General features: G+C 65.1%; 24 protein-coding genes. 7 read left to right on the top strand and 17 right to left on the bottom strand.

Features of this window, described 5'->3' with window-relative positions; genetic code table 11:
• Positions 1 to 4: 4 nt before the first annotated feature.
• Positions 5 to 1105 carry an efflux RND transporter periplasmic adaptor subunit gene (locus IN820_RS04710; RefSeq protein ID WP_328822071.1) on the bottom strand — a complete coding sequence of 367 codons (1101 nt, stop codon included), beginning with the start codon at positions 1103 to 1105 and terminating at the stop codon, positions 5 to 7.
• A 95-nt stretch (positions 1106 to 1200) separates the two neighbouring features.
• Here IN820_RS04710 and IN820_RS04705 point away from each other — a divergent pair, with 95 nt between their 5' ends.
• On the top strand, positions 1201 to 1833 hold the full coding sequence (locus tag IN820_RS04705; protein ID WP_193679868.1) for a TetR/AcrR family transcriptional regulator: 633 nt from the start codon (positions 1201 to 1203) through the stop codon (positions 1831 to 1833).
• On the opposite strand, the gene IN820_RS04700 is transcribed toward IN820_RS04705, so the two are convergent.
• From IN820_RS04700 to ppc, 7 genes are all read right to left on the bottom strand, one after another.
• Complete coding sequence (locus IN820_RS04700; RefSeq protein ID WP_193679867.1) at positions 1824 to 2615, bottom strand: class I SAM-dependent methyltransferase; 792 nt, start codon at positions 2613 to 2615, stop codon at positions 1824 to 1826. The genes IN820_RS04705 and IN820_RS04700 overlap by 10 nt on opposite strands.
• A 64-nt stretch (positions 2616 to 2679) precedes the next feature.
• Entirely contained in the window at positions 2680 to 3372 is a 693-nt protein-coding gene (locus IN820_RS04695; protein WP_193679866.1) for an extensin-like domain-containing protein, read from the bottom strand.
• 215 nt (positions 3373 to 3587) lie between these two features.
• Positions 3588 to 4394 carry a DUF72 domain-containing protein gene (locus tag IN820_RS04690; protein ID WP_408005190.1) on the bottom strand — a complete coding sequence of 269 codons (807 nt, stop codon included), beginning with the start codon at positions 4392 to 4394 and terminating at the stop codon, positions 3588 to 3590.
• Between the two features lie 65 nt (positions 4395 to 4459).
• Positions 4460 to 4804, bottom strand: coding sequence for a hypothetical protein (locus tag IN820_RS04685; protein ID WP_193679865.1), 345 nt, complete (start codon positions 4802 to 4804; stop codon positions 4460 to 4462).
• Between the two features lie 268 nt (positions 4805 to 5072).
• A complete protein-coding gene (tsaB, locus tag IN820_RS04680; RefSeq protein WP_193679864.1) occupies positions 5073 to 5750 on the bottom strand; it encodes a tRNA (adenosine(37)-N6)-threonylcarbamoyltransferase complex dimerization subunit type 1 TsaB in 678 nt (225 codons plus the stop codon).
• Positions 5751 to 5993: 243 nt separating this feature from the next.
• Positions 5994 to 6641 (bottom strand): adenylate kinase, encoded by a 648-nt coding sequence (adk, locus tag IN820_RS04675; RefSeq protein WP_193679863.1) that lies wholly within the window; start codon positions 6639 to 6641, stop codon positions 5994 to 5996.
• 233 nt (positions 6642 to 6874) lie between these two features.
• Positions 6875 to 9514, bottom strand: a complete 2640-nt coding sequence (gene ppc / locus IN820_RS04670) for a phosphoenolpyruvate carboxylase (protein ID WP_193679862.1) — start codon at positions 9512 to 9514, stop codon at positions 6875 to 6877.
• Positions 9515 to 9763: 249 nt separating this feature from the next.
• Here ppc and IN820_RS04665 point away from each other — a divergent pair, with 249 nt between their 5' ends.
• The 3 genes from IN820_RS04665 to IN820_RS04655 all read left to right on the top strand — a co-directional run bounded on the left by IN820_RS04665 (position 9764) and on the right by IN820_RS04655 (position 11570).
• Positions 9764 to 10096, top strand: a complete 333-nt coding sequence (locus IN820_RS04665) for a pilin assembly protein (RefSeq protein WP_193679861.1) — start codon at positions 9764 to 9766, stop codon at positions 10094 to 10096.
• A gap of 250 nt (positions 10097 to 10346) precedes the next feature.
• Positions 10347 to 10739, top strand: coding sequence for a DUF4398 domain-containing protein (locus tag IN820_RS04660; protein ID WP_193679860.1), 393 nt, complete (start codon positions 10347 to 10349; stop codon positions 10737 to 10739).
• 48 nt (positions 10740 to 10787) lie between these two features.
• Positions 10788 to 11570: an OmpA family protein gene (locus IN820_RS04655; protein ID WP_193679859.1), complete on the top strand. Its 783-nt coding sequence runs from the start codon at positions 10788 to 10790 to the stop codon at positions 11568 to 11570.
• A gap of 111 nt (positions 11571 to 11681) precedes the next feature.
• On the opposite strand, the gene IN820_RS04650 is transcribed toward IN820_RS04655, so the two are convergent.
• The 6 genes from IN820_RS04650 to IN820_RS04625 all read right to left on the bottom strand — a co-directional run bounded on the left by IN820_RS04650 (position 11682) and on the right by IN820_RS04625 (position 18376).
• Positions 11682 to 12008, bottom strand: a complete 327-nt coding sequence (locus tag IN820_RS04650) for a hypothetical protein (RefSeq protein ID WP_193679858.1) — start codon at positions 12006 to 12008, stop codon at positions 11682 to 11684.
• 106 nt (positions 12009 to 12114) lie between these two features.
• Positions 12115 to 13410, bottom strand: coding sequence for a flavohemoglobin expression-modulating QEGLA motif protein (locus tag IN820_RS04645; protein WP_193679857.1), 1296 nt, complete (start codon positions 13408 to 13410; stop codon positions 12115 to 12117).
• Between the two features lie 163 nt (positions 13411 to 13573).
• Positions 13574 to 15076 carry a lysine--tRNA ligase gene (gene lysS, locus IN820_RS04640; protein ID WP_193679856.1) on the bottom strand — a complete coding sequence of 501 codons (1503 nt, stop codon included), beginning with the start codon at positions 15074 to 15076 and terminating at the stop codon, positions 13574 to 13576.
• Between the two features lie 226 nt (positions 15077 to 15302).
• Positions 15303 to 16398 (bottom strand): peptide chain release factor 2 gene (gene prfB / locus IN820_RS04635; protein WP_193679855.1). Its coding sequence is split into 2 segments (ribosomal slippage): positions 15303 to 16325 and positions 16327 to 16398, totalling 1095 coding nucleotides; the frame shifts between segments, so codons are not numbered across the junction.
• Positions 16399 to 16510: 112 nt separating this feature from the next.
• Complete coding sequence (locus tag IN820_RS04630) at positions 16511 to 17230, bottom strand: tellurite resistance TerB family protein (protein WP_193679854.1); 720 nt, start codon at positions 17228 to 17230, stop codon at positions 16511 to 16513.
• A 36-nt stretch (positions 17231 to 17266) separates the two neighbouring features.
• Positions 17267 to 18376, bottom strand: a complete 1110-nt coding sequence (locus IN820_RS04625; protein ID WP_193679853.1) for an NADH:flavin oxidoreductase/NADH oxidase — start codon at positions 18374 to 18376, stop codon at positions 17267 to 17269.
• Positions 18377 to 18640: 264 nt separating this feature from the next.
• Between IN820_RS04625 and IN820_RS04620 the strand changes: the two genes are divergently transcribed.
• Together IN820_RS04620 and IN820_RS04615 are read left to right on the top strand one after the other, a co-directional pair.
• Positions 18641 to 19987, top strand: a complete 1347-nt coding sequence (locus IN820_RS04620) for a hypothetical protein (protein ID WP_193679852.1) — start codon at positions 18641 to 18643, stop codon at positions 19985 to 19987.
• A 2-nt stretch (positions 19988 to 19989) separates the two neighbouring features.
• Positions 19990 to 20373 carry a hypothetical protein gene (locus tag IN820_RS04615; RefSeq protein ID WP_193679851.1) on the top strand — a complete coding sequence of 128 codons (384 nt, stop codon included), beginning with the start codon at positions 19990 to 19992 and terminating at the stop codon, positions 20371 to 20373.
• A gap of 269 nt (positions 20374 to 20642) precedes the next feature.
• On the opposite strand, the gene recJ is transcribed toward IN820_RS04615, so the two are convergent.
• From recJ to IN820_RS04600, 3 genes are all read right to left on the bottom strand, one after another.
• On the bottom strand, positions 20643 to 22358 hold the full coding sequence (recJ, locus tag IN820_RS04610; protein WP_193679850.1) for a single-stranded-DNA-specific exonuclease RecJ: 1716 nt from the start codon (positions 22356 to 22358) through the stop codon (positions 20643 to 20645).
• 34 nt (positions 22359 to 22392) lie between these two features.
• The gene (locus IN820_RS04605; protein WP_193679849.1) at positions 22393 to 22932 is read right to left on the bottom strand and encodes a YaeQ family protein; all 540 of its coding nucleotides are present in this window, start codon (positions 22930 to 22932) and stop codon (positions 22393 to 22395) included.
• A gap of 113 nt (positions 22933 to 23045) precedes the next feature.
• A complete protein-coding gene (locus tag IN820_RS04600) occupies positions 23046 to 24203 on the bottom strand; it encodes a GGDEF domain-containing protein (RefSeq protein WP_193679848.1) in 1158 nt (385 codons plus the stop codon).
• Positions 24204 to 24583: 380 nt separating this feature from the next.
• Between IN820_RS04600 and IN820_RS04595 the strand changes: the two genes are divergently transcribed.
• Positions 24584 to 24802 carry a bacterioferritin-associated ferredoxin gene (locus IN820_RS04595; protein ID WP_193679847.1) on the top strand — a complete coding sequence of 73 codons (219 nt, stop codon included), beginning with the start codon at positions 24584 to 24586 and terminating at the stop codon, positions 24800 to 24802.
• Positions 24803 to 24877: the final 75 nt, after the last annotated feature.

Here is a 24877-nt window from a genome sequence, read left to right as displayed (position 1 = left end):
GCAGTTACTCCTGGGCGGCCGGCTCGACGGGGCGGTTGTCGCGATCGACCGGGCGTACCGGCTGGTCCTCGGTGAGCATCTGCACCCCGGCGAGGACGATCCAGTCATCGGCGGCGAGCCCTTCGAGCACCGGCACCAGCCGCTCGCCGAACGCCCCGGTGCGCACATCGACGCGCTCCACGGTGGAATCGGCCTTGAGCCGCCAGACGTGCGCCCGGCCGCGCTCGGCGCTGAGCGCCGACAGCGGCACGGCCAGCGGCACCTCGCCGTCGTGGCGAATGCTCACCAACGCGCTCTGCCCCAGCTCGGCGGCGACCTGCGGGTCGCTGAAGGCCACCCGCGCGGAATAGGTGCGCGATTGCGCATCGGCGGCGGGCGACAGTTCGCGAATCCTGCCGGGGTATTGCCGCCCCGGTTGCGACCAGAGTTCGACCTCGACCGGCTGGCCGATGCGGTAGCGCTCCAGCGACTGCTCGGGCAGCGCGATGGCCACTTCGCGCTCGCCATCGGCCGCCAGCACGAAGGCGGTCTGCCCGGCGGCGACCACCTGCCCGACCTCGATGCGGCGCTGGGCGATCAGCCCGTCGCGGGTCGCGCGCAGCACCGCGTAGTCGACCTGGTTGCTGGCCACGTCGAACTCGGCGCGGGCCTGCTGCAGGCGCGCGCTGGCGGCCCGGTAGGCATTGTCGGCGCTGTCGAACTGCGACTGGCTGACCAGTTGCCGGCCGAGCAGGGTCCGGTAGCGCTCGTATTCGGCCCTGGCCACGCGCAGGTTGGCCTCGGCGGCAGCGACCTGGGCGCGCATGCCGTCGAGCTGCAGGCGCACGTCCTGCGGATCGAGCCGCGCCAGCGGCTGATCCTTGCGCACCCGATCGCCGGCCTCCACCAGGCGCTCGACGACCTTGCCGCCGATACGGAAGGCCAGCTCGGGCTCGTAACGCGCATGCACCTCGCCCGGGTAGCTCTCGCGCGCCTCGCTGGCCGGTTGCGGGTGCACCACCATGACCGGGCGTGGCGGCAACTGCTCGGGTTCGCCATTGCCGCAGCCAGCCAGCAGCAATGCACAGGCGAAAGTACAGAGGATGGGCAAGGCATGTCGGGACACGATGAAAGTCTCTCTGTCGCGGAGCGGGTTGGAATACTTATACTGCCGGGTATAGTAAAAATAGCGTACCAGCCAGTCCACTATTAAAAGTACCCATGATAGAGAAGCATTCCATCTCCCCCGGCCCCGGCCGCCCCAAGGATCCGGCCAAGCGAGAGGCGATTCTCGCAGCTGCCCAGGTGCTGTTCCTCGGCAACGGCTACGAGGGCAGCAGCATGGACGCCATCGCCGCCGAAGCCGGCGTCTCCAAGCTCACGCTGTACAGCCATTTCAAGGACAAGGACGCGCTGTTCTGCGCCGCGGTGAAGGCGACCTGCGAGACCCGCCTGCCGCGTCGGCTGTTCCAGCTCGAGGACGATTGCAAGATCGATGAAGTGCTGCTGACCATCGGCCGCGCCTTTCACGAGCTGGTCAACAGCCCTGAATCCATCGGCCTGCACCGGGTGATGGTGGCCATGGCCACGCAGAACCAGGCGCTGGTGCGGATGTTCTTCGAGGCCGGGCCGCAGCAGCTGCTGTTCGATCTGCAGCAGCTGTTCGCCCAGGCCGGCGCACGCGGCCTGCTCGACATTGCCGAGCCGCTGCGCGCAGCGGAGCATTTCTGCTCGTTGATCAAGGGGGTCCAGCACTTCCGCCTGCTGATCGGCTATGCCGAACCGCTACAGGCCGAAGCCGCCGAGCGCCACGTGCAGGACGCCGTACACCTGTTCCTGCGTGCCTATGCCTGAAAGCCTGAAGCTTCCAGCTTCTTCTTCGGATAGATATCGTAGCGGCTGGACTTGCCCTCCAGAACGTAACCGGGCTTGGCACCGTCGATGGCCGGCGCCTTGCGCGGGCGCTTGACCACCACCCGGTGGCTGGCCAGGCGCAGCGCGGCGGCCAGCAGCGCCGGGGCATCCAGGTCGTCGCCGACGAAGGGCCGGAACAGGCGCATCTCCTTCTTCACCAGCGCGCTCTTGTCGCGGTGGGGAAACATCGGGTCGAGGTAGATGACCTGCGGCGGCTCGCCCTGCCAATGTTCCATCAGCTCGATGGCGTTGCCCTCGAGCAGCGTCATCCGCCCGGCGATCGCGGCCACTTCGGCATCCCGGCGCGCCCGGGCCAGGCCGTCGTCCAGCAAGGCGGCGATCAGCGGCTGGCGCTCGATCAGTTGCACTTCGCAGCCCAGCGTGGCCAGCACGAAGGCGTCGCGGCCGAGCCCCGCGGTGGCGTCCAGCACCCGCGGGCGGACGCCGGGCTGGATGCCCACGGCCTTGGCGATCATCTGCCCGCTGCCGCCGCCGAACTGCCGCCGATGCGCGGCGGCGCCCTCGACGAAGTCCACCCGCACCGGCCCGGGCGCCTGCACCTCGAGCGACTGCAGCTGTAGTCCGCCCTCGCCGAGCTGCAGCGCGAATTCGGCATCGACGCCCTGCTCCGGCAAACCCAGGCGCCGGGCCCATTCGGACGCCGTGGCGGCGAATTGCGGGGCGAGCGGTTCGACCCGGACCTGGGGATTGCTGGCAGACATGGACGACTCGGCGAGAACGATGGAAAGCGCCGCATTGTGCCAGAGCCGCAGGCAGGCGGCACATTCAGCGGCACATGCCGAAGCCGCCCATGTCGACGTGGAAATGATCATGATGGGCCGCGTTGTATTCCGGCCCGAGCGTGACATTGAAGGCCGCGCAGGCGGCCTCGTGCACCTGGCGCAGGAAGCGTGCCCTGTCGTCGTCGCCCTTCCAGTCCCGCGCCACGGTGATGCGGGTGCCATCCTGCAGGCGGAAACCGGCCAGGTCCAGCGCATTGGCGCTGGCATGCTGGCTGCGCCGATTGCTGCGGGCGATGTTGCGGCAAGCGAAACTGCCGAAGTGGTCGATGCGCACCACCGGCTGGCCGAACACCGCCTGCGCCGCCGGCTGCAGGCCATGGCGCTCGAACAGCGCATAGGCCGCCGCCAGCGGACAGGTGGCGAGGAAGGCGCCGTTGAAGCGTACGTCAGAGCCCTGCACGCGCACGCTGTTCTCGACCGGGCAACCGGGCTCGGGCACGCCGTCCGGGACGACCACGTAACGCAGCGGTGCGGTGGCCAGCACCTGCTGGCAGAGCTGGCGGTCATCCTGCAGTTGGCGCAGTTTGAACGAGGTGAGCAGGTTCGGCGGCTCGCGAAGGTCCAGCGGCGCCCAAGGGTTCCAGCGCGGCGGGATCTCGACGAGCTGCTGCCGCACCGCCAGGACGAAACCCGCCAGCAGCACCAGCAAGAACAGGATGAATCGGCCAAAGGTCATGTTCTATGGGCAACGGCGGGCGGCCGAAGTTGGACGCGAAGTTTTTACAAGACTGGTTGCCCCCGGGAGCGCTGGGCCAAGGCTGTTCAGGTTCTTATCACGAGCTGCGTTGCGGCGAATGACGGTGTAGGAGCGAGCCATGCTCGCGAACAGTGGTTCTGCAGGCCAGCGTCGACATGAACTCGGCGCCCCCGCCCGCTCCTGCAGCGCTCCCGCTAATCACCCAGCAGCGAGAGCTGCGACGCGCTCTGCAACGGGCGCAAGGGCGGCAGCCCCGGCAGGCGCTCGGCCAGTTGCGCATGGAAGCGCTGGGCCAGCTCCGGGGCGCGATGGTTGTCCGGTGTATGCAGGTAGACGTGCGGCGCCTTGCCGGCCTCGATCCAGCCGGCGACCTTGTCCAGCCAGGGGGCCATGAACGGATCGTTCGCCTCCAACTGCGGATGGCCGATGAAACGCAGCTGTGGCGAGTCGCTGAAGGCCGCCGGGCGCACCGGCAGCCGCGGCTTCTTGCTCTGTGCGTGCAGCAGCGCCGGGTCGCGCGAGCGGCAGCTGAACAGCGCCCGCGAATCCAGGCAGATACGTTCGACGCCGCGAGCGAGCAACAGGCGGTTCAGCGCCCGCTCGCCGTCACCCTTGTCGAAGAATCCCGGATGCCGCACCTCCACTGCCAGCGGCGCGCCGAAACCATCGATCAGCCCTGCCAGTTCGCCGAGGCGCGTCGGCCCGACACTCGCCGGCAATTGCAGCCAGAACGGCGTGACCCGCCGCCCCAGCGGCGCCAGCAGTTTGCGGAAGGCCAGCGCCAGCTCCAGCGCGGCATGCAGGTCATCGGCCTGGCTGATGTCCCGCGGCAGCTTGGCGCAGAAGCGAAAGTCCTCGGGCATCTGGCTCGCCCAGCGCCGGATCTTTTCCTCGGACGGCCAGGCATAGAGCGTGGTGTTGCCCTCGACGCTGTTGAACACCGAGCAGTATTGCGCCAGCAATTGCGGGGCGGGCGTTCCCGCCGGGTACAGCGAGCCCAGCCAGGCGCTTTCGTTCCAGGAAGGGCAACCGAGGAAATACGGGATATTCACCGGGCCGGTCGGCCTCAGGCGTAGAGATCGAGGCCGAGCACCTCGGTGGCGTCGAGCTCGGCACTGAAGCCCGCGGTGGTGGTGTAGCTGGCCAGCGCCTGGGCGACGCGGCTGGAAAGCGGGCGCTCGGGTTGGGGGTCGGTGTAGCGGAACGCGGCATAGCGCTCCACCAGCGCGCTCTGATTGACCCGTTGCTGCGGGCGTTCGGCCTGCGGTTGGTAGTCCTGCCCGTCGTGGCTATCGACCCCGCGCTGGGCCTGGGCCACGCGCTGGGTTTCGCCATAGCCGTCCGCCGCCCTGCCGGTACGGGCAGAACGATCGGAGGTATAGGGAATCGGATAGGAGCCTTCGACGCGCATCTTGGTACTCGTTCAGGAGCCTGGCGACTCTAACGGCCGCCAGGAGCTTTGGCAATCGCCCGGCTCATTCGATCCCTTTCGGGCACCTCTAGAAACGTAGGCGAGGCAGTCAGCGCAAGGCGCAACGACCAACGGGAGTAACAGCCGAAGGGTGAGCGTCAGCGAATCAAACAGGCGAAAAAGCGGAGTTTACGAGCTGTAAATGAGCATTTTGATCGGACTCGCGCACAGCCTGTTTTTAACGCAGCGATGACAATGCAGGTAGTTTTTAGAGGTGCCCTTTCGGCGTGGCGACGTTGTCGCGCAGGTACACAGGCTGGGCCTGGTCCGCCTCCAGCGCCTCGCCGCGCTGCCAGGCGAACGTCGCCAGCCGCAGCAGATCCTCGGCATGCGGCAGCAGGCCGGCATCCATGGCCCGTACGGCCAGCGGAATCCGCGCGGCATGGCCCCAGCCGGTACCGGCACCGAACCATTCACCGCCGGCATCGCGCGGCAGCCCGGCCTGTTCGGGCGACAGTACCGCCTCGCTGCCAAGCAACTGCATCTCGCCCATATGCTCGCGATAGCAGCCCCAGTAGACCTCGTCCATGCGCGCATCGATGGCGGCTGCCACCTGCATGGCGCCGTGTTCGCGCCAGGCGCGCTGGGCGATGGTGGCCAGGGTGGAAACCGGCAATACCGGCCGCTGCAGCGCGAACGCCAGGCCCTGCACCACGCCGACGGCGATCCGCACGCCGGTGAAGGCACCCGGCCCGCGCCCGAAGGCGATGGCATCCACCGCCGACAGGGCGATACCCGCCTCGCCGACCAGGGTCTGGATCATCGGCAGCAGACGCTGGGCATGCAGGCGCGGGATGACCTCGTAGTGGCTCAGCACCTCGCCGTCATGCAGCAGGGCGACGGAGCAGGCTTCGGTGGCGGTATCCAGGGCCAGCAGAGTGGTCATCGGGTCGTTCCGGGTTGGTCAAAAGGCGCAGATTCTAGCGTATTCGGGGGGCAGGCCACCCACAAAAGCTGCGCGGGGCCGGTTGCAACCCGCCGGTTCGGCACTGGCCCCGGCATGGTCCGCGCGGGTTTCACCCGCCCTACCGCTTGCACCTCCAGGAGTGCGCCCGTGCCGGGCGCACACAAAAAATGCCCGTATCCTGCGATACGGGCATTTTTGTCAACCAGTGCAACGTCGCATCGCTCAGCTCAACGCCGCGAGCACCTTGGCGGTGATCTCTTCCACCGAACCAATACCCTCGATACGACTGTATTTCGGCGTACCCTCCGCAGCCGCGAGGTTCTGGTAGAAATCCACCAGCGGCTTGGTCTGCGAATGGTAGACGGCCAGGCGGCGGCGCACGGTCTCTTCCTTGTCGTCCTCGCGCTGGATCAGCTCCTCGCCGGTCTCGTCGTCCTTGCCGGCGACGCGCGGCGGGTTGTGCTCGGTGTGGTAGACGCGTCCGGAAGCCGGATGCACACGACGACCGGCGATGCGGCCGACGATTTCCTCGTCGTCGACGGCGATCTCGACCACGTGGTCGATACACACATCCGCTTCCTTCAAGGCTTCGGCCTGGGGAATGGTGCGCGGGAAGCCGTCGAAGAGGAAACCCTTGGCGCAATCGGGCTGGGCGATGCGCTCCTTGACCAGGTTGATGATCAGGTCATCGGAAACCAGGCCGCCTGCATCCATCACGCTCTTGGCTTTCAGGCCCAGCTCGGTGCCGGCCTTGACCGCTGCGCGCAGCATGTCGCCAGTGGAAATCTGCGGAATACCGAATTTTTTGGTAATGAAGCCGGCCTGGGTACCTTTGCCGGCACCGGGCGCTCCCAGCAGAATCACACGCATGGATGAGTCCTCGAGTTTTCTTGATAGAGGGACCCGCCAGCGGGCCGATTCCGGCTCGTCGCTGGCGAATCAAAAAATCTGGTTTGCCGCCATGCGACAAAAGGTTGAACACGATACACAGCGCACCGGGACGGCACAAGCCGTCCCGAACGCGCCCCTCGACGCTCGTGGATCGCGCCATTCGGCGCCGCGCGCGGCACCCGCAAGAGCCGCGGCGAGCAGGCCGGATGCGCTCAGCCGGTGTTGCGCAGGCCCGCTGCGATACCCGCCACGCTGACCAGCAACGCCTGCTCCAGGGGGCTCTCGGGCGGGCTCTGGCGCTGCCTGGAACGCGCCAGCAGTTCGATCTGCATCAGATGCAGCGGGTCGAGATAGGTGTTGCGCAGGCTGAAGGCCTCCTGGGTGTGCGGGCTGTGGTCCAGCAGGTCGATCTGCCCGGTCAGGGTCAGCACGGCGCCGACCACCTGCGACAATCGGTCACGCAGATCACTACCCAATGACAGCAGCTGCGGCTGCACCAGGTGCTCGTCGTAACGCCGGGCGATGTCGGCATCGGCCTTGGCCAGCACCATTTCCAGCATGTCGATGCGCGTGGAGAAGAACGGCCAGTGCGCGCGCATCGCCGCCAGCCGTTCGCCCTCGCCGCGCGCCAGCGCCCGCTGCAACGCCTGCTCCCAGCCCAGCCAGGCTGGGAGCATCAGCCGCGTCTGGGTCCAGGCGAAGATCCAGGGAATCGCCCGCAGGCTTTCCACCCCGCCCTCGCGGCGCTTCGCCGGCCGGCTGCCCAGCGGCAGGCGGCCCAGCTCGAGTTCCGGAGTCGCCTGGCGGAAATACTCGACGAATTGCGGATGTTCACGCACCACCCCGCGGTAGGCCGCCACGCCATCGGCGGCGAGCCGCTCCATGGTCTCGCGCCAGTCCGGTTCGGGCATCGGCGGCGGCAACAGCGTCGCCTCGAGCACGGCGGCCAGGTAGAGGTTGAGATTCTGCTCGGCGATGTCCGGCAGGCCGAACTTGAAGCGAATCATCTCGCCCTGCTCGGTGGTGCGGAAACGCCCCGCCACCGAACCCGGCGGCTGCGAAAGAATGGCCGCATGGGCCGGACCGCCGCCGCGCCCGACGGTGCCGCCACGGCCATGGAACAGCAGCAGCTCGACGCCATGCTCGTGGCACACCTCCACCAGCTGCTCCTGGGCGCGGTACTGGGCCCAGGCGGCGGCCGTGGTGCCGGCATCCTTGGCCGAGTCGGAGTAGCCGATCATCACTTCCTGCGGGCCGTGCAGGCGCTGGCGGTAACCTGGCAGCGCGAGCAGGCGATCGATGGTCGGTGCCGCGTTGTTGAGGTCGTCGAGGGTCTCGAACAGCGGCACCACGCGCATCGGCCGTTGCAGGCCGGCTTCCTTGAGCAGCAACTGCACGGCGAGCACGTCGGATGCGGCATGGGCCATGGAGATGACATAGGAGCCCAGCGAGGCGGCAGGCGCCTCGGCGACCACCACACAGGTGGCCAGCACCTCGGCGGTGTCGGCCGAAGGCTGGTAATACGCGGGCAGCAAGGGCCGGCGGCTGTTCAACTCGTGCTGGAGGAAATCCAGCCGGCGCTGCTCGTCCCACTGCTGGTAGTCGCCGAGGCCGAGGTAGTCGGTGATTTCCGCCAGCGCGGCGGCGTGCCGCGCGGCATCCTGGCGGATGTCGAGGCGCACCAGGAACAGCCCGAACACCGCCAGCCGCCGCAGACAGTCGAGCAGCGCGCCATCGGCGATCATGCCCATGCCGCAAGCATGCAGGGAGCGGTAGCAGAGCTCCAGCGGCCTGCGCAATTCCTCGCAGTCCTGCAGCACTTCGGTCGGTGCCGGCCGGCCGTGCTCGATGGCCGCCCGCGCCCAGTCGCGCGTGGCACGCAGCCGGTTGCGCAAGGGCTTGAGCAATATCCGATAGGGTTCGGCCGACTCGCCGGTCTGGCGCAGCAGCTCCTCGCTGGCGGCACTCATCGACAGGGCGGTGATCAACCCCTCGATCTCCTTGAGATAGAGCTCGGCCGCCACCTGGCGCGCCGTCAGCAGCACCTCGCGCGAGACCATGGCGGTGACGTTCGGATTACCGTCGCGGTCGCCGCCCATCCAGGAAGCGAAGCGGATCGGCGCGGCCTCCAGCGGCAGGTGCAGGCCGGTCGCGCGCGAGAGCGTCGCATCCGCCTGGCGCAACACGTTGGGCACGGCCTTCCACAGCGAGTTCTCGATGGCGGCGAAGCCCCATCTGGCCTCCTCCACCGGCGTCGGGCGGTTGCGGCGGATTTCCTCGGTGTGCCAGACCTCGGCGATCAGCCGCTGCAACTGCAGCTCGATCCCGGCCCGCTCGGACGCCGACAGGTCGGTGTGGTCGCGCGCCGCCAACTGCTCGGCGATGGCGTCGTACTTCTGGATCAGCGTGCGCCGGGAGACTTCGGTGGGGTGGGCTGTCAGCACCAGCTCGATGTCCAGCCGGCTGACCTGCCGCGCCAGGAACTCTTCGTCATGCCCGGCGGCCTTGAGGCGCTCGAGCAGGTCGGGAAATACCCCGGCCTCGAATGGCGCCGCCTCGGCGCTGCCGCGGCGGCGCACCTGATGGTACTGCTCGGCGATATTGGCCAGGTTGAGAAACTGGTTGAACGCACGCGTCATCGGCAGCAGCTCGTTCTCGTCGAGGCTGTCCAGCGTCTCGGCCAGCAGCTGCGCGCCCTCCTCCGAACCGCGCCGCGCCGCTTTGGCGCCCTTGCGGATACGCTCGATCTTGTCGAAGAAGCGATCGCCGTGCTGCGCACGGATGGTATTGCCGAGCAGCTCCCCCAGCAGGTGTACGTTGTCGCGCAGGCGCGCATCGATGATTTTCGCCATGACTTTTCCTCCCGCCAGTGCTGCCAGGCATCGCGAGCGGTCGAGCGACGCTCCACGACCACCTCGCGGCCATCCCACGCAAAACGCGCCGCTGGGAAAAGAACCCTGAACGGCTACGCTGAAATTACCTCCAACCAGAGTGCCCACCGCGCTCGGCCATGACAAGGCGTCATTGGCGGCGGCGCACACCGCCGGAACGCGGCGGGCTTCCTGCCATCGACGCTCGTTACCGCGAGCAGAGGAGCGATCATGAGAATTTCCGAGCTTGTCAGCCACTGGGAACAGGACGCCAAGGGCCGCATGAGCCAGACCCGCTACAGCATCCCACTGGACGTCGAGAGCGCGGCACGCCTGGCCGCGCTGGCCGATATGTATCCCAAGCGCAGCACCGAGGCGCTGCTCGGCGAGCTGGTCGGCGCCGCGCTCGAGGCCGTCGAGACCAGCCTGCCCTATGTCCGTGGCACGCAGGTGATCGCCACCGACGAACAAGGTGACCCGGTCTACGAGGACATCGGCCCGACCCCGCGCTTCCTCGAACTGTCGCGCCAGCATCTGCAGCGGATGCTCGACGAGCAACAGTAGGCGCCTCCCTCGCAGCCGCCAAAGCGCCGATTCCCAAGCTATTCCCGCCGCCGCCCTCATTGCGCTTCGAGGCCGTTCGCGGCTGCCCGTTTTTCACCAGCGCAGGCTCTGGCGCGGCAACCTCAACGGAACGATTGACGCCCCCCGGCCTCCCAAAACTATGTCTCGGTATTTCATACCCCCTCGTGGGGACCGGAAACTTCGGGACGTCATTGGTACCCGTCAGGCAAATTCGTACTGGAGACTGACCATGAACAAAGCTGTCGAAACCCCCGCTTCGAGATTTCAGCTACCCAAGCTGGCAGCCCTTGCGCTCGGTGGCCTGCTGCTGAGTGCATGCGCCGGCAACCCGCCGAAGGAACAGTTCGCCGTGACCGAATCGGCGGTACGCAGCGCGGTCAGCGCCGGTGGGCCGGAATACGCCGCCGTGGAAATGCGCGCCGCGCAGGAAAAGTGGAAGCAGGCCGAACTGGCCATGCAGAAGGAAAACTACGACGAGGCCCGCAAGCTGGCCGAGCAGGCCGAATGGGACGCCCGCGTCGCCGAACGCAAGGCCGAGGCGGCCAAGGCCCAGAAGGCCGTCGAGGACGCACAGCAGGGCATCCGCGAACTGCGCGAAGAAGGCATGCGCAACGTTCGCTGATCCCGTGTCCAGACCGTCGTTCCACTACTGCCAAAGGATGATTCCGTCATGCACAAGCTCGTAACCCTACCGACCCTGCTGGCCCTGAGCATCGGCCTGGTGGCCTGCGCAACCCAGCCCAACCCCAACCTCGAGGACGCGCGCAGCAGCTTCTCGACGCTGCAGAGCGACCCGCGCGCCAGCAAACTCGCGGCGCTGGAAACCCAGGACGCCAGCAACATGCTGGACCGGGCCAACAAGGCCTATCTGGACGATGCCGATGAAGAGACGGTAGACCAGTTGGCCTACCTGGCCCAACGCCGCATCGAACTGGCCGAGCAGACCATCGCCCTGCGCACGGCCGAACAGGATCTGGGCAAGACTTCGGCACAACGCGCCGAAGCACGCCTGGAAGCCCGCGACGCGCAGATCCGCAAGCTGCAGGAAGACATGCAGGCCAAGCAGACCGAGCGCGGTACGCTGGTGACCTTCGGCGACGTGCTGTTCGATTACGACCGTGCCGAACTCAAGCCCGGCGGCATGCGCAGCGTGCAGACGCTCGCCGACTTCCTCAACGAGAACCCCGAGCGCAAGGTGATCGTCGAGGGCTATACCGACAGCACCGGCTCGGCCGAATACAACCAGCGCCTCTCCGAACGCCGCGCCGATGCCGTGCGCATGGCGCTGGTCAAGATGGGCGTGGACCCGGCGCGCATCGTCGCCCAGGGTTATGGCAAGGAATACCCGGTGGCCAGCAACGGCACCTCGTCGGGGCGCGCCATGAATCGCCGGGTGGAAGTCACCATCTCGGACGATAACAAGCCGGTGGCGCCGCGCTCGTCGATGCGCTGATCGATTCGGCGCCGTACCCGGACGCTCCCAGCGCGGCCGCCGCCCTGGGAGCGCCCTGCTTCGCAGCGTATCGTAGCGAGATCGGTGCCAAGCACCGGTCCCGCCGCGCCGTCATTGCAACAAGCCCGCCGGGGCACGCTCTTCCATGCAGCGGACGGCGCGCTTCCTGTTGTCCACGAGCACGCCGGTAAGGCCCTTCTGCTCGGTGTCGAACAGCACCAGTACGCCATCGATGCACTGCGCCACCTGCGCGGCCGGCTTCAACGACACCCGGTAATCCTCGCCGGGTATGGTCTTGAGCATCGTGTAGTCGGCCAGCAGCAGTGCATCCTCGGGTTTGGCGATGTGCACGTAGCCGTAATAGGTCAGTACGGCGACGGTACCGATGACGCTGCCGATGGCGGTGAGGATCAACGGAATGGGATTGCGTTCGGACATGGACGATCTCGTCTGGGTAAAGAAGCGCATTGTTGCAGAGATGACGTGGCATGGCGCTCGAACGGCTTACCACCGCCCGACGCCTCGTGAATCCGTAGCCCGTAGCTCAGAGGATATTCGCGTAGTCGGCTTCGATGCGATCCAGGCTCAGGTGGTTGAGGAAGTTGGAAAAACACATCCAGGCCGACAGTGCGTTGAGGTCCTGGAACTGCTGCGGCAGGTACCTGGGCGGCACCACCATGCCCTCGTCCACCAGTTGGCGCAGGGTGCGCATGTCCTCCAGGGTGGTCTTGCCACAGAACAGCAGCGGGATCTGCTCGAGGCGGCCCTTGCGCACGGCGAGCTGGATGTAGTTGTAGATCATGATGAAGCCCTTCAGGTACGACAGGTCCTTGGTGAAGGGCAGGCCATCGGGCGTCGAGCCGCGGAACACGCGACTGGCGTTGCTGTAGCTGTCGTCTTCGGCGTAGCCCTGCTCGCGGAAGAAGCCGAACACGTCGAGGAAATCGGCGCCCTCCTCGGCCATGTGGATGGCGCGCGTGCGATTGGTCAGCTTGCGCAGGCGCGTCGGGTAGGAGGCGAAGGCGATCACCTCCATCAGGATCGCCAGGCCTTCCTGGGTCACCGTGGACGACGGCGGGCCCTTGGCGAGGAAGGTGCAGATCGGCTGGTTCTGTCCGTTGAGCGTGGTGCCGACGTGCACCAGCCCTTCGTGGACCTCGAGCGCGCGCACGTCGCGCTCGTTGAACAACGCGTCGCTGCGGATCTTGATGTAGTCGGCACCGGCCGCCGCATCGGCGAGGATGCCGTCGGACTCGAAGACGCGGATCACCCCCTCGCCTTCGCCGAACACCACATCCAGCCGCTTCTGCAGCAGCTCGACCGCCTGCGGCGCGGTGAGATTCTTCGGCTCGTCACGCAGGTCGCCGCGATCGGCGATGTTGTTCAGGTAGTCGGAAAGCATCAGGCCGAGATCGGCCAGGGTCGGGTCGCCGGCATGGAAGGCATCGGACGCCGCGCCGTAGAGCTCCTGGGAGATCATGCCGAAGTCCGGTGTGCCGCGCGCCTCGAGCATGCGGATGACCATGCGGTATTCCTTGCACATGCGCCGCATGATCTGCCCGACCGGGTTGAACTGGCCGAGCTGACGGGTGATGTCGCGCTCGATGTCCTGGAACTCCTGCTTCTTCGCGCTGGAGTCGAACGCCAGCGGGCGGCCCTGGTAATAACCGCGATCGATCTTCGGCAGCTCGCGTCCCTTGGCGGCGAAGAAGCCCTGGCGGATGCTCTCGTCCCACTTCACCGCATCCAGCACGCGCACCGGGGTCTGCGCCTCGACGATGCGGTCGGACAGCGCGCGCACGATGGTCTGGTAGTCGTCCAGGTTGTTACGGGTGTTCATGAGTGCTTACCTGCAGTCATTGATCGACACGCCTGCGTCGGGCTTCGCTTCGCTCAACCCAACCTACCGGTACACGCAGGTTGGGTGGGACCGCCCAGGTTGAACAACGCGAAGCCCAACGATCATTGAACCACCGCACACCCCGTCCAGCCCATGGCGTCGATCACAGCTCCGGACGCATATGCGGGAAGAGAATCACGTCGCGGATCGAAGGCGAGTTGGTCAGCAGCATCACCAGGCGATCGATGCCGATACCCTCGCCCGCGGTCGGCGGCATGCCGTATTCCAGCGCGCGGACGAAGTCGGCGTCGAAGTGCATGGCCTCGTCGTCGCCGGCATCCTTGTCGGCCACCTGGGCGTGGAAGCGCTCGGCCTGGTCCTCGGCGTCGTTGAGCTCGGAATAGGCGTTGGCGATCTCGCGGCCACCGATGAACAGCTCGAAACGATCGGTGACGTTCGGATTGCGGTCGTTGCGCCGCGCCAGTGGCGACACTTCGAACGGGTACTCGGTGATGAAGGTCGGCTGCTCCAGCTTATGCTCGACCAGTTCCTCGAAGATCATCACCTGCAGCTTGCCCAGGCCCTCGTGGCCGAGCAGCTTGGCGCCGGCCTTCTTGGCGATGGCGCGGGCCTTGTCCAGGTCGTTGAGATCGGTGGCCGAGATATCCGGGTTGTACGCGAGGATCGAGTCGAACACCGACAGCCGCGCGAACGGCTCGCCGAAATGGAACACCTTGTCGCCGTAGGGCACGTCGGTGCTGCCGAGCACGGCCTGGGCCAGCTCGCGGAACAGCGCCTCGGTCAGGTCCATGTTGTCTTCGTAGTCGGCGTAGGCCTGGTAGAACTCGAGCATGGTGAACTCGGGGTTGTGCCGGGTCGAGACGCCTTCGTTGCGGAAGTTGCGATTGATCTCGAACACCCGCTCGAAGCCACCGACCACCAGCCGCTTGAGATAGAGCTCCGGCGCGATGCGCAGGAACATCGGCATGTCCAGTGCGTTGTGGTGGGTCTCGAACGGCTTGGCCGCGGCGCCGCCGGGGATGGTCTGCAGCATCGGCGTTTCCACTTCGAGGAAATCGCGCTCGGCGAGAAACTTGCGGACGTGCGCGATGACCTGGGAGCGCACGCGGAAGGTCTCGCGGACGTCCTCGTTGACGATCAGGTCGACATAGCGCTGGCGGTAGCGCTGCTCGGTGTCGGTCAGGCCGTGAAACTTGTCCGGCAGCGGCCGCAGCGACTTGGTCAGCAGGCGCACGCTGCTCATGTAGACGTACAGGTCGCCCTTGCCGGAACGCGCCAGGGTGCCTTCGGCAGCGATGATGTCGCCCAGGTCGAAGTGCTTGACCGCCTCCAGTTGCTCGGCCGGCAGGGTCTTGCGATCGACGTAGACCTGGATGCGCCCGCTCATGTCCTGGATGACCATGAAGGCGCCACGGTTGAGCATGATGCGCCCGGCCACCTTGACCGCAACGGCGGCCGCTTCCAGCTCCTCCTTGGTCTTCTCGGCGTACTGTTTCTGCAGGTCGCCTGCATAGCTGTCACGACGGAAGTCGTTGGGGAAGGCGTTGCCCTGCTCGCGCACGGCTGCAAGCTTTTCCTTGCGCAGGGCAATCAGCTTGTTCTCTTCCTCGTGGATGGCGTGCTGGTTCAGCGGTTGTTCGCTCATGGTTTCAAAATGCCTGGATCGAATGGATGAATCCTGGGTTGAGTCTTCCGGAAGGCGTTTCGCTTCAGCCCACCAGGGACCCTGTCCCTCTTTTGGTGGGCTGAAGCCCACCCTACATCTGGACACGCGGAACTCAAGCAGGGTGGATTTCAGCCCACCAACGCGGTGCCCGGTCATGCCGGGCCGCCGCACTCTACGGTCGTTCCGTTCGGGTGCCCGGCAAGGCTTACAGCCCTTGCTTGAGACTGGCTTCGAGGTACTCGTCAATATCCCCGTCCAGCACCTTGTCGCAGTCGCTGCGCTCGACGCCGGTACGCAGATCCTTGATGCGCGACTGGTCGAGCACGTAGGAGCGGATCTGGTGGCCCCAGCCGATATCCGACTTGGAGTCTTCCAGTGCCTGCGAGGCGGCGTTGCGCTTCTGCATCTCCTGCTCGTACAACTTGGCCCGCAGCATCTTCATGGCGGTGTCCTTGTTGGCGTGCTGGGAACGCTCGTTCTGGCACGCCACCACGGTGTTGGTCGGTACGTGGGTGATACGCACGGCCGAATCGGTGGTGTTTACGTGCTGACCACCGGCGCCGGAGGAACGGTAGGTGTCGATGCGCAGGTCGGACGGGTTGATCTCGATCTCGATGTTGTCATCGATTTCCGGCGAGACGAATACCGCGGTAAACGAGGTATGGCGACGGTTGCCGGAGTCGAACGGGCTCTTGCGCACCAGGCGATGCACGCCGATTTCGGTACGCAGCCAGCCGAAGGCGTACTCACCCTTGATGTGCAGGGTCGCACCCTTGATGCCGGCGACTTCGCCTTCGGACAGCTCGATGATGGTGGCGTCGAAGCCGTGCTTGTCGGCCCAGCGCAGGTACATGCGCAGCAGCATGTTGGCCCAGTCCTGAGCCTCGGTGCCGCCGGAACCGGCCTGGATATCGAGATAGGCGTTGTTGGGGTCCATGTCGCCGCTGAACATGCGGCGGAATTCCAGACCTTCGAGAATGCCGCGCAGGCGATCCAGCTCGGCCGCGACATCATCCACGGCGCCCTGGTCGTCTTCTTCGACGGCCATGTCGAGCAGGTCACGGGAATCGGCCAGACCGCCGTCGAGGTCGTCGATGGTTTCGACGATCTGCGCCAGGGTGGCGCGCTCACGGCCAAGGTTCTGGGCGTATTCGGGGTTGTTCCAGACGTTCGGGTCTTCGAGTTCGCGGTTTACTTCGACGAGACGATCATGCTTCTGATCGTAGTCAAAGATACCCCCGAATCGACTGGGTGCGCTCGGACAGGTCCTTGATGCTGTTGAGGATCGGGTTGATTTCCATGGTGGGCAGCTCTCAATCGGACGTTTCGAAAAGCCGACGATTATAACGCAGCAGACCCGCGCTGACAGCCCGCCGGGCGCCCCGGCAGGCGATCGTCGCGCGCAAGGCTTGATCAGGCACTCACACCACGCACCTGGCTTTCCAGTTCGGCCTTGAGCTGGGGATCGAGCTCGAGCCGGCGCGCCAGCTCGTCGAGGTAGGCGCGCTCCATGAAATGCTGCTCGTCCACCATCAGCACGCTGGCCAGATACATCTCGGCGGCCATTTCCGGCGTCTTCGCAGCGGCCGCCACATCGACCGGGTCGAGCGGCTTGTTCAGCTCCGATTCCAGCCAGTGCTGCAGCTCGGCATCGCCAGCCAGCTTGGCCAGCTCGGCTTCGATCAACTGGCGCTCGCGGGCATCGACGTGACCATCGGCCTTGGCCGCTGCCACCAGCGCCTTGAGAATACCCTCGCTGTGCAGCTCGACCTCGGCTGGCGGACGCCGATCGAGCGTCTGCGGCGCCTGCCGGGTCGCTACGCCCTGCTGCGCCTGCCAGTTGCTGTAGGCCTTGTAGGCCAGCACACCGAGCGCCGCCAGGCCGCCATAGGTCACCGCCTTGCCGCCCAGCTTGCGCACCTTGCGATTGCCCAGCAGCAGGCCCATGGCCCCGGCCGCCAGCGCACCACCGCCCGCACCGGACAGGACATTGCCGAGCGAACCGCCGCCGACGCCGGAGAGCAGATCGCTCAAGCCACCGTTGCCGGGCTTGCCACTCGCGCCGGATTGCTGCTTCTGCAACAGGTCCTGTCCGGACCTGAGCAGTTGATCGAGAAGGCCACTGGTTTTCATCGAAGTCCCCATACGGATGGAATTTGTCCTGAATGCTCAGTCGAACGACTCGGGCACCTGGCGAATCGGTGTATCGCGATGCGCCGCACGTACGTATTGCGCCGGCCAGGCCACCGAATTATCACGCAGATACTCGGCGGCGTGCAGCGGCCAGTACGGATCGCGCAGCAGCTCGCGGGCCAGCAGGATCAGGTCGGCCTGGCCGGTGCGCAGGATGTGCTCGGCCTGCACCGCCTCGGTGATCATGCCCACCGTGCCGGTGGCGATCCCCGCTTCCTTGCGCACGCGCTCGGCGAACTGGGTCTGGTAGCCCGGGCCGACCGGAATATCGGCGTTGGCGGCGGTCCCGCCAGATGAAACATCGATCAGATCCGCGCCGACGTCCCGCAGCCGCCGCGCAAGCTCCACGGTTTCGTCGGCGTTCCAGCCATCGTCGACCCAGTCGGTGGCCGACAGCCGAACGAACAGCGGCAGCTCCTGTGGCCAGACCTCGCGCACCGCCGCCGTCACTTCCAGCAGCAGGCGAATGCGATTGTCGAACGAGCCGCCGTACTGGTCCTGGCGCTGATTGGAGAGCGGCGATAGAAACTGATGCAGCAGATAGCCATGGGCGGCGTGTATCTCGGCAATCTTGAAGCCGGCCGCCAGCGAACGTTCGGCCGCCTCGACGAAGGCCCGCACGATCGCCGCGATGGCGGCCTCGTCCAGCGCCGTCGGCACGGCGTGCTCAGGATCGAAGGCGATGCTCGAAGGCCCGACCGGGGTCCAGCCGCCGGCGGCGATCGGTACGCTGCCGTGCTTGCCGAGCCAGGGCCGCCAGGTACTGGCCTTGCGCCCGGCATGCGCCAGCTGCACGCCAGCGACGGCGCCTTGCGCCTCGATGAAGCGGGTGATGCGCCGCAGCGGCTCGACATGCGCATCCGACCAGATGCCCAGATCCTCGGGCGAGATGCGCCCATCGGGGCTCACCGCCGTCGCTTCGACGATCACCAGCCCGGCGCCGCCCACGGCACGGCTGCCGAGGTGCACGAGGTGCCAATCGTTGGCCATGCCGGCCTTCGCCGAGTATTGGCACATGGGCGACACGGCGATGCGATTGGGCAGCGTCAGCTGGCGCAGGGTAAGGGGTTGGAAGAGCTGGGACATGGCGGCCTCTACTGTCGTGAATGCGGGTTGGACAGTCTTCAGTAGAGACTGTTTCCCCGGCCGTGCCCAGCTTCGTCCTATGTCCGGAACGGCACTTCGCCAGCCTGCCCCAAAAGCCAGTTCACTGAGATGTGAGCACGCTTCGTGCGTCATAACCGCGTCGATCTCATATCGGAGTTCATGACGAGGACTGTTTCATAGCTTTAAGGAAATGCGCGTTGTAGGGTCCATTCCTCTACACGCAGGAGCACAAGGAGAACCGCCATGGAACGACTCATCCGCCGTAAACACATTCGAAGCGTCAGCCTTCACAACATCGAAAGTCCTTTTTTTGCCGTACCAAGCATTCGCAGCGCGTTGTCTTGCCCAACGCAACTTTGGGGGCTTATCGACCTTATTGAAGAGTGCGGAGCCACCGCCAACGACTACCTGTTCTTCCAGGACCGCATCCTGGAGAAGGTCGAAAGAGGCGATTGGCTGCTAGTAAGCTCAAATCCGTTCAGCCCGTTAAGCGATGACTATCTGGGGCGTTACAAAGACCTGACACATCCTTCATTCAGTGGATTCACTCGCCAGCAAGCGCCAAGGCAATCGCCTACTCCTATAACCGATCCCCTGACATTACCCCAGCCAGCGGAGCCTGGCTTCTATATCATTCAAAAACCCATATCTCTATCCACCCTTGAAAGTCTGCTATTCGAGCAACCTAGCGAAGCGGCCCTGGCCAAGTTCCGCTCGCTGAACCCTCATTTCTCCGATTACGCCAAACCAGGCCAAATGGCCATTCTGGGTGACCCACGCAACACGCAATGTATCCGTGAAGAGGCATTGCTCATGGAGGCGGCAGCAAGGGTAAATGCAGCGCTCGACCCCATGAGCGACGAAGAAGCTAAATTCCTTGTGCGCTACCGAGATGAAATAGAAATGTTCTTGACCAGTGGCTCCGGTGCCCTTGGAATCGGCGAAGCCATGTTTGGCAAGTATTTGCAAAATTTACAGGAAACACTAAAGCAACTTGAGAATCTTCACCAGAACACTTGGCAGCAGCATGGAAAGCTTCAGTCCCCCGAATTCTTTTCCGAACGAAAGCGACTATTACGCCAATTAGACGGCAGCCTGACATCGCTAGTTCGAAAAGGTGTTGGCATGCCCGATCACCCAAAGCTGAAGGCCGCGCTTGGAATTTCCAGTCGAAGCCTAGTTCATCATTGGAGCAAGGCCGGAACTGCTAAAGGAATTCCAGGTTACGCCACCCACATTGATGATGTGGCAAAAGCAGCCAAGTACATTCATATTGGTGGATGGATTAGAATAGGTTTGAGCGCAGGATCTTCAGCCATCGTGGTTCAAAAAGCCTGCAGCGAAGGCCGCGAAGGTCAATGCCGCCAGGTCAGCATTACCGAAGCAGGTAAGTTTTCAGGAGGGCTTACTGGCGGGGCATTCGGTGGGGCAATAGGCACGACTTTATGTGTCGGGCTTGGAGTTACAACTGGCATCGGAGGGTTAGCCTGTGGCGTCGTTATGGCAGGCGCAGGCTCAGCAGCGGGTGGCTACTTTGGAGGAAAAGGTGGCGAAGCAATCGGCGAAGCCATATACGAGATAACCAAATAGCCATGGAAGCCAAGAATATCTACATATGGTTATTAATCATGACTTTCTCTCAAGTACTCTTGTGCAATGCACTTATCATGTATATTGCCTACTTCAAGCTGGACATCATATTTTCCCACCTGAACAACAGTCCAGATGCTGTACTACGCAAAGCCATGATGAGAAATGACCCTATTAGCAGATGGCTCACGGTGAGCCTTGTGCTGCCCATGCTTACCTTTCCCAAGCATTACTTAAAAAAGGGCGGCCTTGATGGAGGCGACCTCAACAGCTTCCCGAAAGACTTGAGACGACTCACTGTGATCACCTACGGGTATGGACTTCTCCTTGCCGTTCCATTTTTCAGTCTTTGCATATATGGGCAATATACTGGATGGCTGAAATAAGGAAAATACAAGCTGTTCGAATGAGGCCAACCGCATGGGCAACTTCTCACTCAGCGGATAAAAACTAGAAGCCTACTAGCGGTCTGCCTGGTTAGTTCATTAACTCACTGGACGTTATGCTGTAGGAGCCAGCTTGCGGGCGATCATCGGCAATGCTGTTCCGAGTCGCCAGCAAGCTGGCTCCTACGCTCGAAAGGCCAACGTATGGATAAACGAACGATCAAAACAGCCCAGCAGCGCTGCCAATCTTCAAGCGACCGCGAGCGCCCTCAGCGCGGGGCGATATGCGCCACCATCAGTTGCACGCTTTCCTGGCCGCGGTATTCGTTGACGTCCAGTTTGTAGGCCAGCTCCGCCCAGCGCACCGTCGGATTCGGCCAGATCTCGCGATCGATGTTGAAGGCGATGCCGTCCAGCGTCAGCGAGCCGCACTCGCTTTTGAGCACGAGCTTGAGATGGCGCTCGCCGACGATGCGCTGCTGCACCAGTTGAAAGACGCCATGGAACATCGGCTCGGGAAAGTGCTGGCCCCAGGGCCCGGCGTTGCGCAGCGCCCGCGCCAGCTCCAGGTGGAATTCCTCGACGCTGAGCTGGCCGTCGGTGAGCAGCCGCCCGGTGAGGTCGTCCTCGCACAGCTGGCGGCGCACCTCGGCATCGAACGCCGCGGCGAAGGCGCCGAAGTGTTCCTGCGGCAGCGACAGGCCGGCCGCCATGGCGTGCCCGCCGAACTTGCTGATCAGTCCCGGATGGCGCGCCGCCACCGCATCCAGCGCATCGCGGATATGGAAACCCGGCACCGAACGCGCCGAGCCCTTGAGCAGGCCGTCGCCGGCATCGGCGAAGGCGATGGTCGGCCGGTGGTAGCGCTCCTTCAGCCGCGAGGCGAGGATGCCGATCACGCCCTGGTGCCAGTCCGCCTCGAACAGGCAGAGGCCGAACGGCAGGTCTTCCAGCGGCAGGTCCTTGAGCTGGGCCAGCGCCTCGCGCTGCATGCCCTGCTCGATGCTCTTGCGGTCCTGGTTGAGCTGGTCGAGCTGGGTCGCCATGTCACGTGCGAGCGCCTCGTCCTCGCAGAGCAGGCACTCGATGCCCAGCGACATGTCGTCGAGCCGCCCGGCTGCATTCAATCGCGGCCCGAGGATGAAGCCCAGGTCGGTGGAGGTGATTCGCCGATGGTCACGCTTGGCGACCTCGAGAATCGCCCGCAGCCCCGGCCGCGCGCGGCCGGCACGAATCCGCGCCAGGCCCTGATGCACGAGGATGCGGTTGTTGGCATCCAGCGGCACCACGTCGGCGACGCTGCCCAGCGCCACCAGGTCGAGCAGTTCGGCCAGGTTCGGCTCGGCCCAGCCATTGCGGGCGAACCAGCCGAGCTCGCGCAGGCGCGCGCGCAAGGCCAGCAAGACATAGAAGATGACGCCGACCCCGGCGATGCATTTGCTGGGGAAGGCGCACTCCGGCTGGTTCGGGTTGACGATGGCATCGGCCGCCGGCAACTCGTGGCCCGGCAGGTGATGGTCGGTGACCAGCACGCGGAGCCCGGCCGCCTTGGCCGCGGCCACGCCGTCGACACTGGAAATGCCGTTGTCCACCGTGACCAGCAGGTCCGGCTCGCGCTGCAGCGCCACGGCGACGATTTCCGGGGTCAGCCCGTAGCCGTACTCGAAGCGGTTGGGCACCAGGTAGTCGACATGCGCCGCGCCCAGCTGGCGCAGGCCGAGCACGCCGACCGTACTCGCCGTCGCCCCGTCGGCATCGAAATCGCCGACGAAGAGAATGCGCTGGCGCTTCTCCAGCGCCTCGACCAGCAGCGCCACCGCGGCCTCGATGCCCTTGAGCTGGGCATAGGGGATCAGCCGCGCCAGACCCTTGTCCAGTTCGGCCACCGAGAGCACGCCACGCGCGGCGTACAGGCGCGTGAGCAGCGGCGGCAGGTCGCCCAGGTCGGGCAGGTTCGTGGGCAATGGACGGGGCTCTATGCGCATGTTCGGTCAGCCAGCAAATCGGAAGGAATGGAACTCAGCGTTCGCCGAGCAGCCACTGCAGGGAAACCTCGAACTGGCCGCGCTCGTCGGTGATGAACAGCGTGCCGTCGCTGATCATCACGCCCCATTGCAGGCTGCGCGGCAGGTCCTTGACCAGCGCGGCGAGGGATTCGGAATCGACGGCGGCGATGGAGAGGTTCTTCAGCCCCTTCACCGCTTCCACCACCTTGCCCTGCCAGACCCGCAGGTTGCCGTAGGCCACCAGGCTGACGCGTTCGGCACGCCGCGAGCACCAGGTCAGGCGTTCGGCGTCCGGCTGGCCCACCTCGATCCAGTGCAGGACGCGGCCGTCCAGGCTCTTTTCCCACAGCGCCGGCTCGTCGACATCGGACAGGCCGCGGCCGAAAGCCAGTTGCTCGCTGTACCAGAGCGCATAGGCGATCAACCGCACGCCCAGCCGCTCCTCGGTCTCGGAGGGGTGACGGGCCACGGTGAAGCGCAGGTTGTCGTAGACCCCACGATCCAGGTCGGTGAGATTGAGCTCGACTTTGTACGGTGTGGCTTGCAGGGCCATGGGCGGGCTTCTTGGTCGAAAAAAGGCAGGCAGTCTAACGCAAAGCGCAGCCCCGGACGCGACCGTGCGGAATCTCAACAGGTCCGGCCCGAAGGGTTGCGCGCCATGAAACGTCAACAGACCCTATGTTCGCCACCGTCGACGGCCACGCGGGTACAGTTGCGCCCTGCCGCCTTGGCGGCATACAGAGCCCGATCCGCCTGTGCCAGCAGATCGTCGAGCTCGTAGCCCGCCGCCGCGGTCGTCGCCACGCCAATGCTGACGCTCAGCCGCCCCTGCTCGGCGAAAGGCACGGCAGCGAATTCGCCGCGAATGCGCTCGGCCACCTCCCGGCCGACCAGCGCATCGGCATCGGCCAGCAGGCAGGCGAATTCCTCGCCGCCGATCCGCCCGTAGACATCCCGCCGACGCATCCGCTGCGCGACCACCCGACCGAAGTCGATCAGCGCACGGTCGCCCGCCTGGTGGCCGAAGGTGTCGTTGAGCCGCTTGAAGAAATCCAGATCGCACAACAGCAAGGTCGCCGGCCGGCCCAGGGCGCGGGAACGTCGCAGCAGCGCCTGGCCCGCCTCGATGAACGAACGCCGGTTGCCGATACCGGTGAGCGGGTCGCTGAGCGAGGCATGCCGGTACTGCAGCTCGGCGCGTTCGCGGACCATGGCCAGGGTCACGAAGGAAATGCCGATGGCGTAGAGCAGCGTCTCGAAGATCAGGAATGCGAAGAAGTGCACCTGCTGCGGATCGCCGAAAGGCTGCCCCCGATCCACCACCATGCGCACCAGGTAGAAGCCCGCGTGGAACAGCATCAGGGCCAGCGCCGGGCGCAGCGACACGGCTATCAGCTGCCGGCTTCGCCAGAGTTCGAAAATGGCCAGCGCGGTGTAGCCGATCGTCAGCGCCGAAGCGAGCAGCAGCCGCGCCGTCAACGACTGATAGAACCACGGCAGCAGACATAGAGCGCTCCATACCAGCGCACCGGCGAAAATCCCCGGCAGATGGGCGCGCCGCCCGGCGAACACCCGCATCGCCGTCCAGTTCATGGCCAGGGCGAGCTGCAGCGCGACATTGCCGAGGACGATGGGCACCGCATCGATGCCCATGCCGCGCAGGCAGCCGAGCACCGTCGAAACGGCACCGAGCGCCAGCATCAGGGTCATGCAGCCGAGCGTCGGGTCCCGCTGCCCACTGCGCCAGGCGAAGAACATCAGCGTGCCGAGCAGAATCAGCACATAGATATCCACCAGCGTCAGGGTAGGAATGCTCAACTGCATGGCGTAGCTCCACGGCGACAGCTATCCATCCGGTGTTTCGGCACGGGGATATGGGCAGGATCAGGCAAGAGCGGCAGTTTACGCGCAGCCCTGGGCAGGGCGCCATCATCCGTCGACGGACGTAAAGGAGAAGCGATGGCGCAGCCGCAGGATGGCCGGACGACGTTCCGCTTAAGCCACCAACAACGGATGCCGGGCCATCTGCCGGTGGGCTGAAGCCCACCCTACGTTTACCGGCATGCCTGAGCGCAGGCTGCGATCAGGGTACGCAGCGCCGACGCCCAACGGGGGGGCTATCACCGATTCGACGAACGAGCTTTGACAATCATTCTCATTCCTTTTAGCATCCACCCATCAACAAGGCTCAACGGGTAGTTCTCATGTACGTCTGTCTCTGCCAGGGTGTCACCGACGGCCAGCTTCGCGAAGCCATCTACGAAGGCTGCTGCAGCTACCGTGAAGTCCGTGAAACGACCGGCGTTGCCAGCCAGTGCGGCAAATGCGCCTGCGTCGCCAAGAAAGTGGTCCGCGAAACGCTGGGCAGCGTACAGAGCAGCCAGGTCGCCCTGGCCTATCCGGCCAGCTTCGCCGTCGCCTGATACGAAAGAACCGAACAAGCAGCCGGGCGATGCCCGGCTTTTTTGTGCCCGTAATCAATAGCTTACTATCCGCCT

This window comes from Pseudomonas lopnurensis (genome assembly GCF_015070855.1).
GTDB classification, from domain to species: Bacteria; Pseudomonadota; Gammaproteobacteria; order Pseudomonadales; family Pseudomonadaceae; genus Stutzerimonas; species Stutzerimonas lopnurensis.
This window is presented reverse-complemented; position numbering and strand designations above follow the sequence as displayed.

What these genes read in the sequence shown, in the direction of transcription:
- IN820_RS04705 (WP_193679868.1), top strand. Translation starts at nt 1,201, where the DNA reads ATGATAGAGAAGCATTCCATCTCCCCCGGCCCCGGCCGCCCCAAGGAT.
- IN820_RS04700 (WP_193679867.1), bottom strand. Translation starts at nt 2,615, where the DNA reads ATGTCTGCCAGCAATCCCCAGGTCCGGGTCGAACCGCTCGCCCCGCAA.
- IN820_RS04695 (WP_193679866.1), bottom strand. Translation starts at nt 3,372, where the DNA reads ATGACCTTTGGCCGATTCATCCTGTTCTTGCTGGTGCTGCTGGCGGGT.
- IN820_RS04685 (WP_193679865.1), bottom strand. Translation starts at nt 4,804, where the DNA reads ATGCGCGTCGAAGGCTCCTATCCGATTCCCTATACCTCCGATCGTTCT.
- tsaB (WP_193679864.1), bottom strand. Translation starts at nt 5,750, where the DNA reads ATGACCACTCTGCTGGCCCTGGATACCGCCACCGAAGCCTGCTCCGTC.
- adk (WP_193679863.1), bottom strand. Translation starts at nt 6,641, where the DNA reads ATGCGTGTGATTCTGCTGGGAGCGCCCGGTGCCGGCAAAGGTACCCAG.
- ppc (WP_193679862.1), bottom strand. Translation starts at nt 9,514, where the DNA reads ATGGCGAAAATCATCGATGCGCGCCTGCGCGACAACGTACACCTGCTG.
- IN820_RS04665 (WP_193679861.1), top strand. Translation starts at nt 9,764, where the DNA reads ATGAGAATTTCCGAGCTTGTCAGCCACTGGGAACAGGACGCCAAGGGC.
- IN820_RS04660 (WP_193679860.1), top strand. Translation starts at nt 10,347, where the DNA reads ATGAACAAAGCTGTCGAAACCCCCGCTTCGAGATTTCAGCTACCCAAG.
- IN820_RS04655 (WP_193679859.1), top strand. Translation starts at nt 10,788, where the DNA reads ATGCACAAGCTCGTAACCCTACCGACCCTGCTGGCCCTGAGCATCGGC.
- IN820_RS04650 (WP_193679858.1), bottom strand. Translation starts at nt 12,008, where the DNA reads ATGTCCGAACGCAATCCCATTCCGTTGATCCTCACCGCCATCGGCAGC.
- IN820_RS04645 (WP_193679857.1), bottom strand. Translation starts at nt 13,410, where the DNA reads ATGAACACCCGTAACAACCTGGACGACTACCAGACCATCGTGCGCGCG.
- lysS (WP_193679856.1), bottom strand. Translation starts at nt 15,076, where the DNA reads ATGAGCGAACAACCGCTGAACCAGCACGCCATCCACGAGGAAGAGAAC.
- IN820_RS04630 (WP_193679854.1), bottom strand. Translation starts at nt 17,230, where the DNA reads ATGAAAACCAGTGGCCTTCTCGATCAACTGCTCAGGTCCGGACAGGAC.
- IN820_RS04625 (WP_193679853.1), bottom strand. Translation starts at nt 18,376, where the DNA reads ATGTCCCAGCTCTTCCAACCCCTTACCCTGCGCCAGCTGACGCTGCCC.
- IN820_RS04620 (WP_193679852.1), top strand. Translation starts at nt 18,641, where the DNA reads ATGGAACGACTCATCCGCCGTAAACACATTCGAAGCGTCAGCCTTCAC.
- IN820_RS04615 (WP_193679851.1), top strand. Translation starts at nt 19,990, where the DNA reads ATGGAAGCCAAGAATATCTACATATGGTTATTAATCATGACTTTCTCT.
- recJ (WP_193679850.1), bottom strand. Translation starts at nt 22,358, where the DNA reads ATGCGCATAGAGCCCCGTCCATTGCCCACGAACCTGCCCGACCTGGGC.
- IN820_RS04605 (WP_193679849.1), bottom strand. Translation starts at nt 22,932, where the DNA reads ATGGCCCTGCAAGCCACACCGTACAAAGTCGAGCTCAATCTCACCGAC.
- IN820_RS04600 (WP_193679848.1), bottom strand. Translation starts at nt 24,203, where the DNA reads ATGCAGTTGAGCATTCCTACCCTGACGCTGGTGGATATCTATGTGCTG.
- IN820_RS04595 (WP_193679847.1), top strand. Translation starts at nt 24,584, where the DNA reads ATGTACGTCTGTCTCTGCCAGGGTGTCACCGACGGCCAGCTTCGCGAA.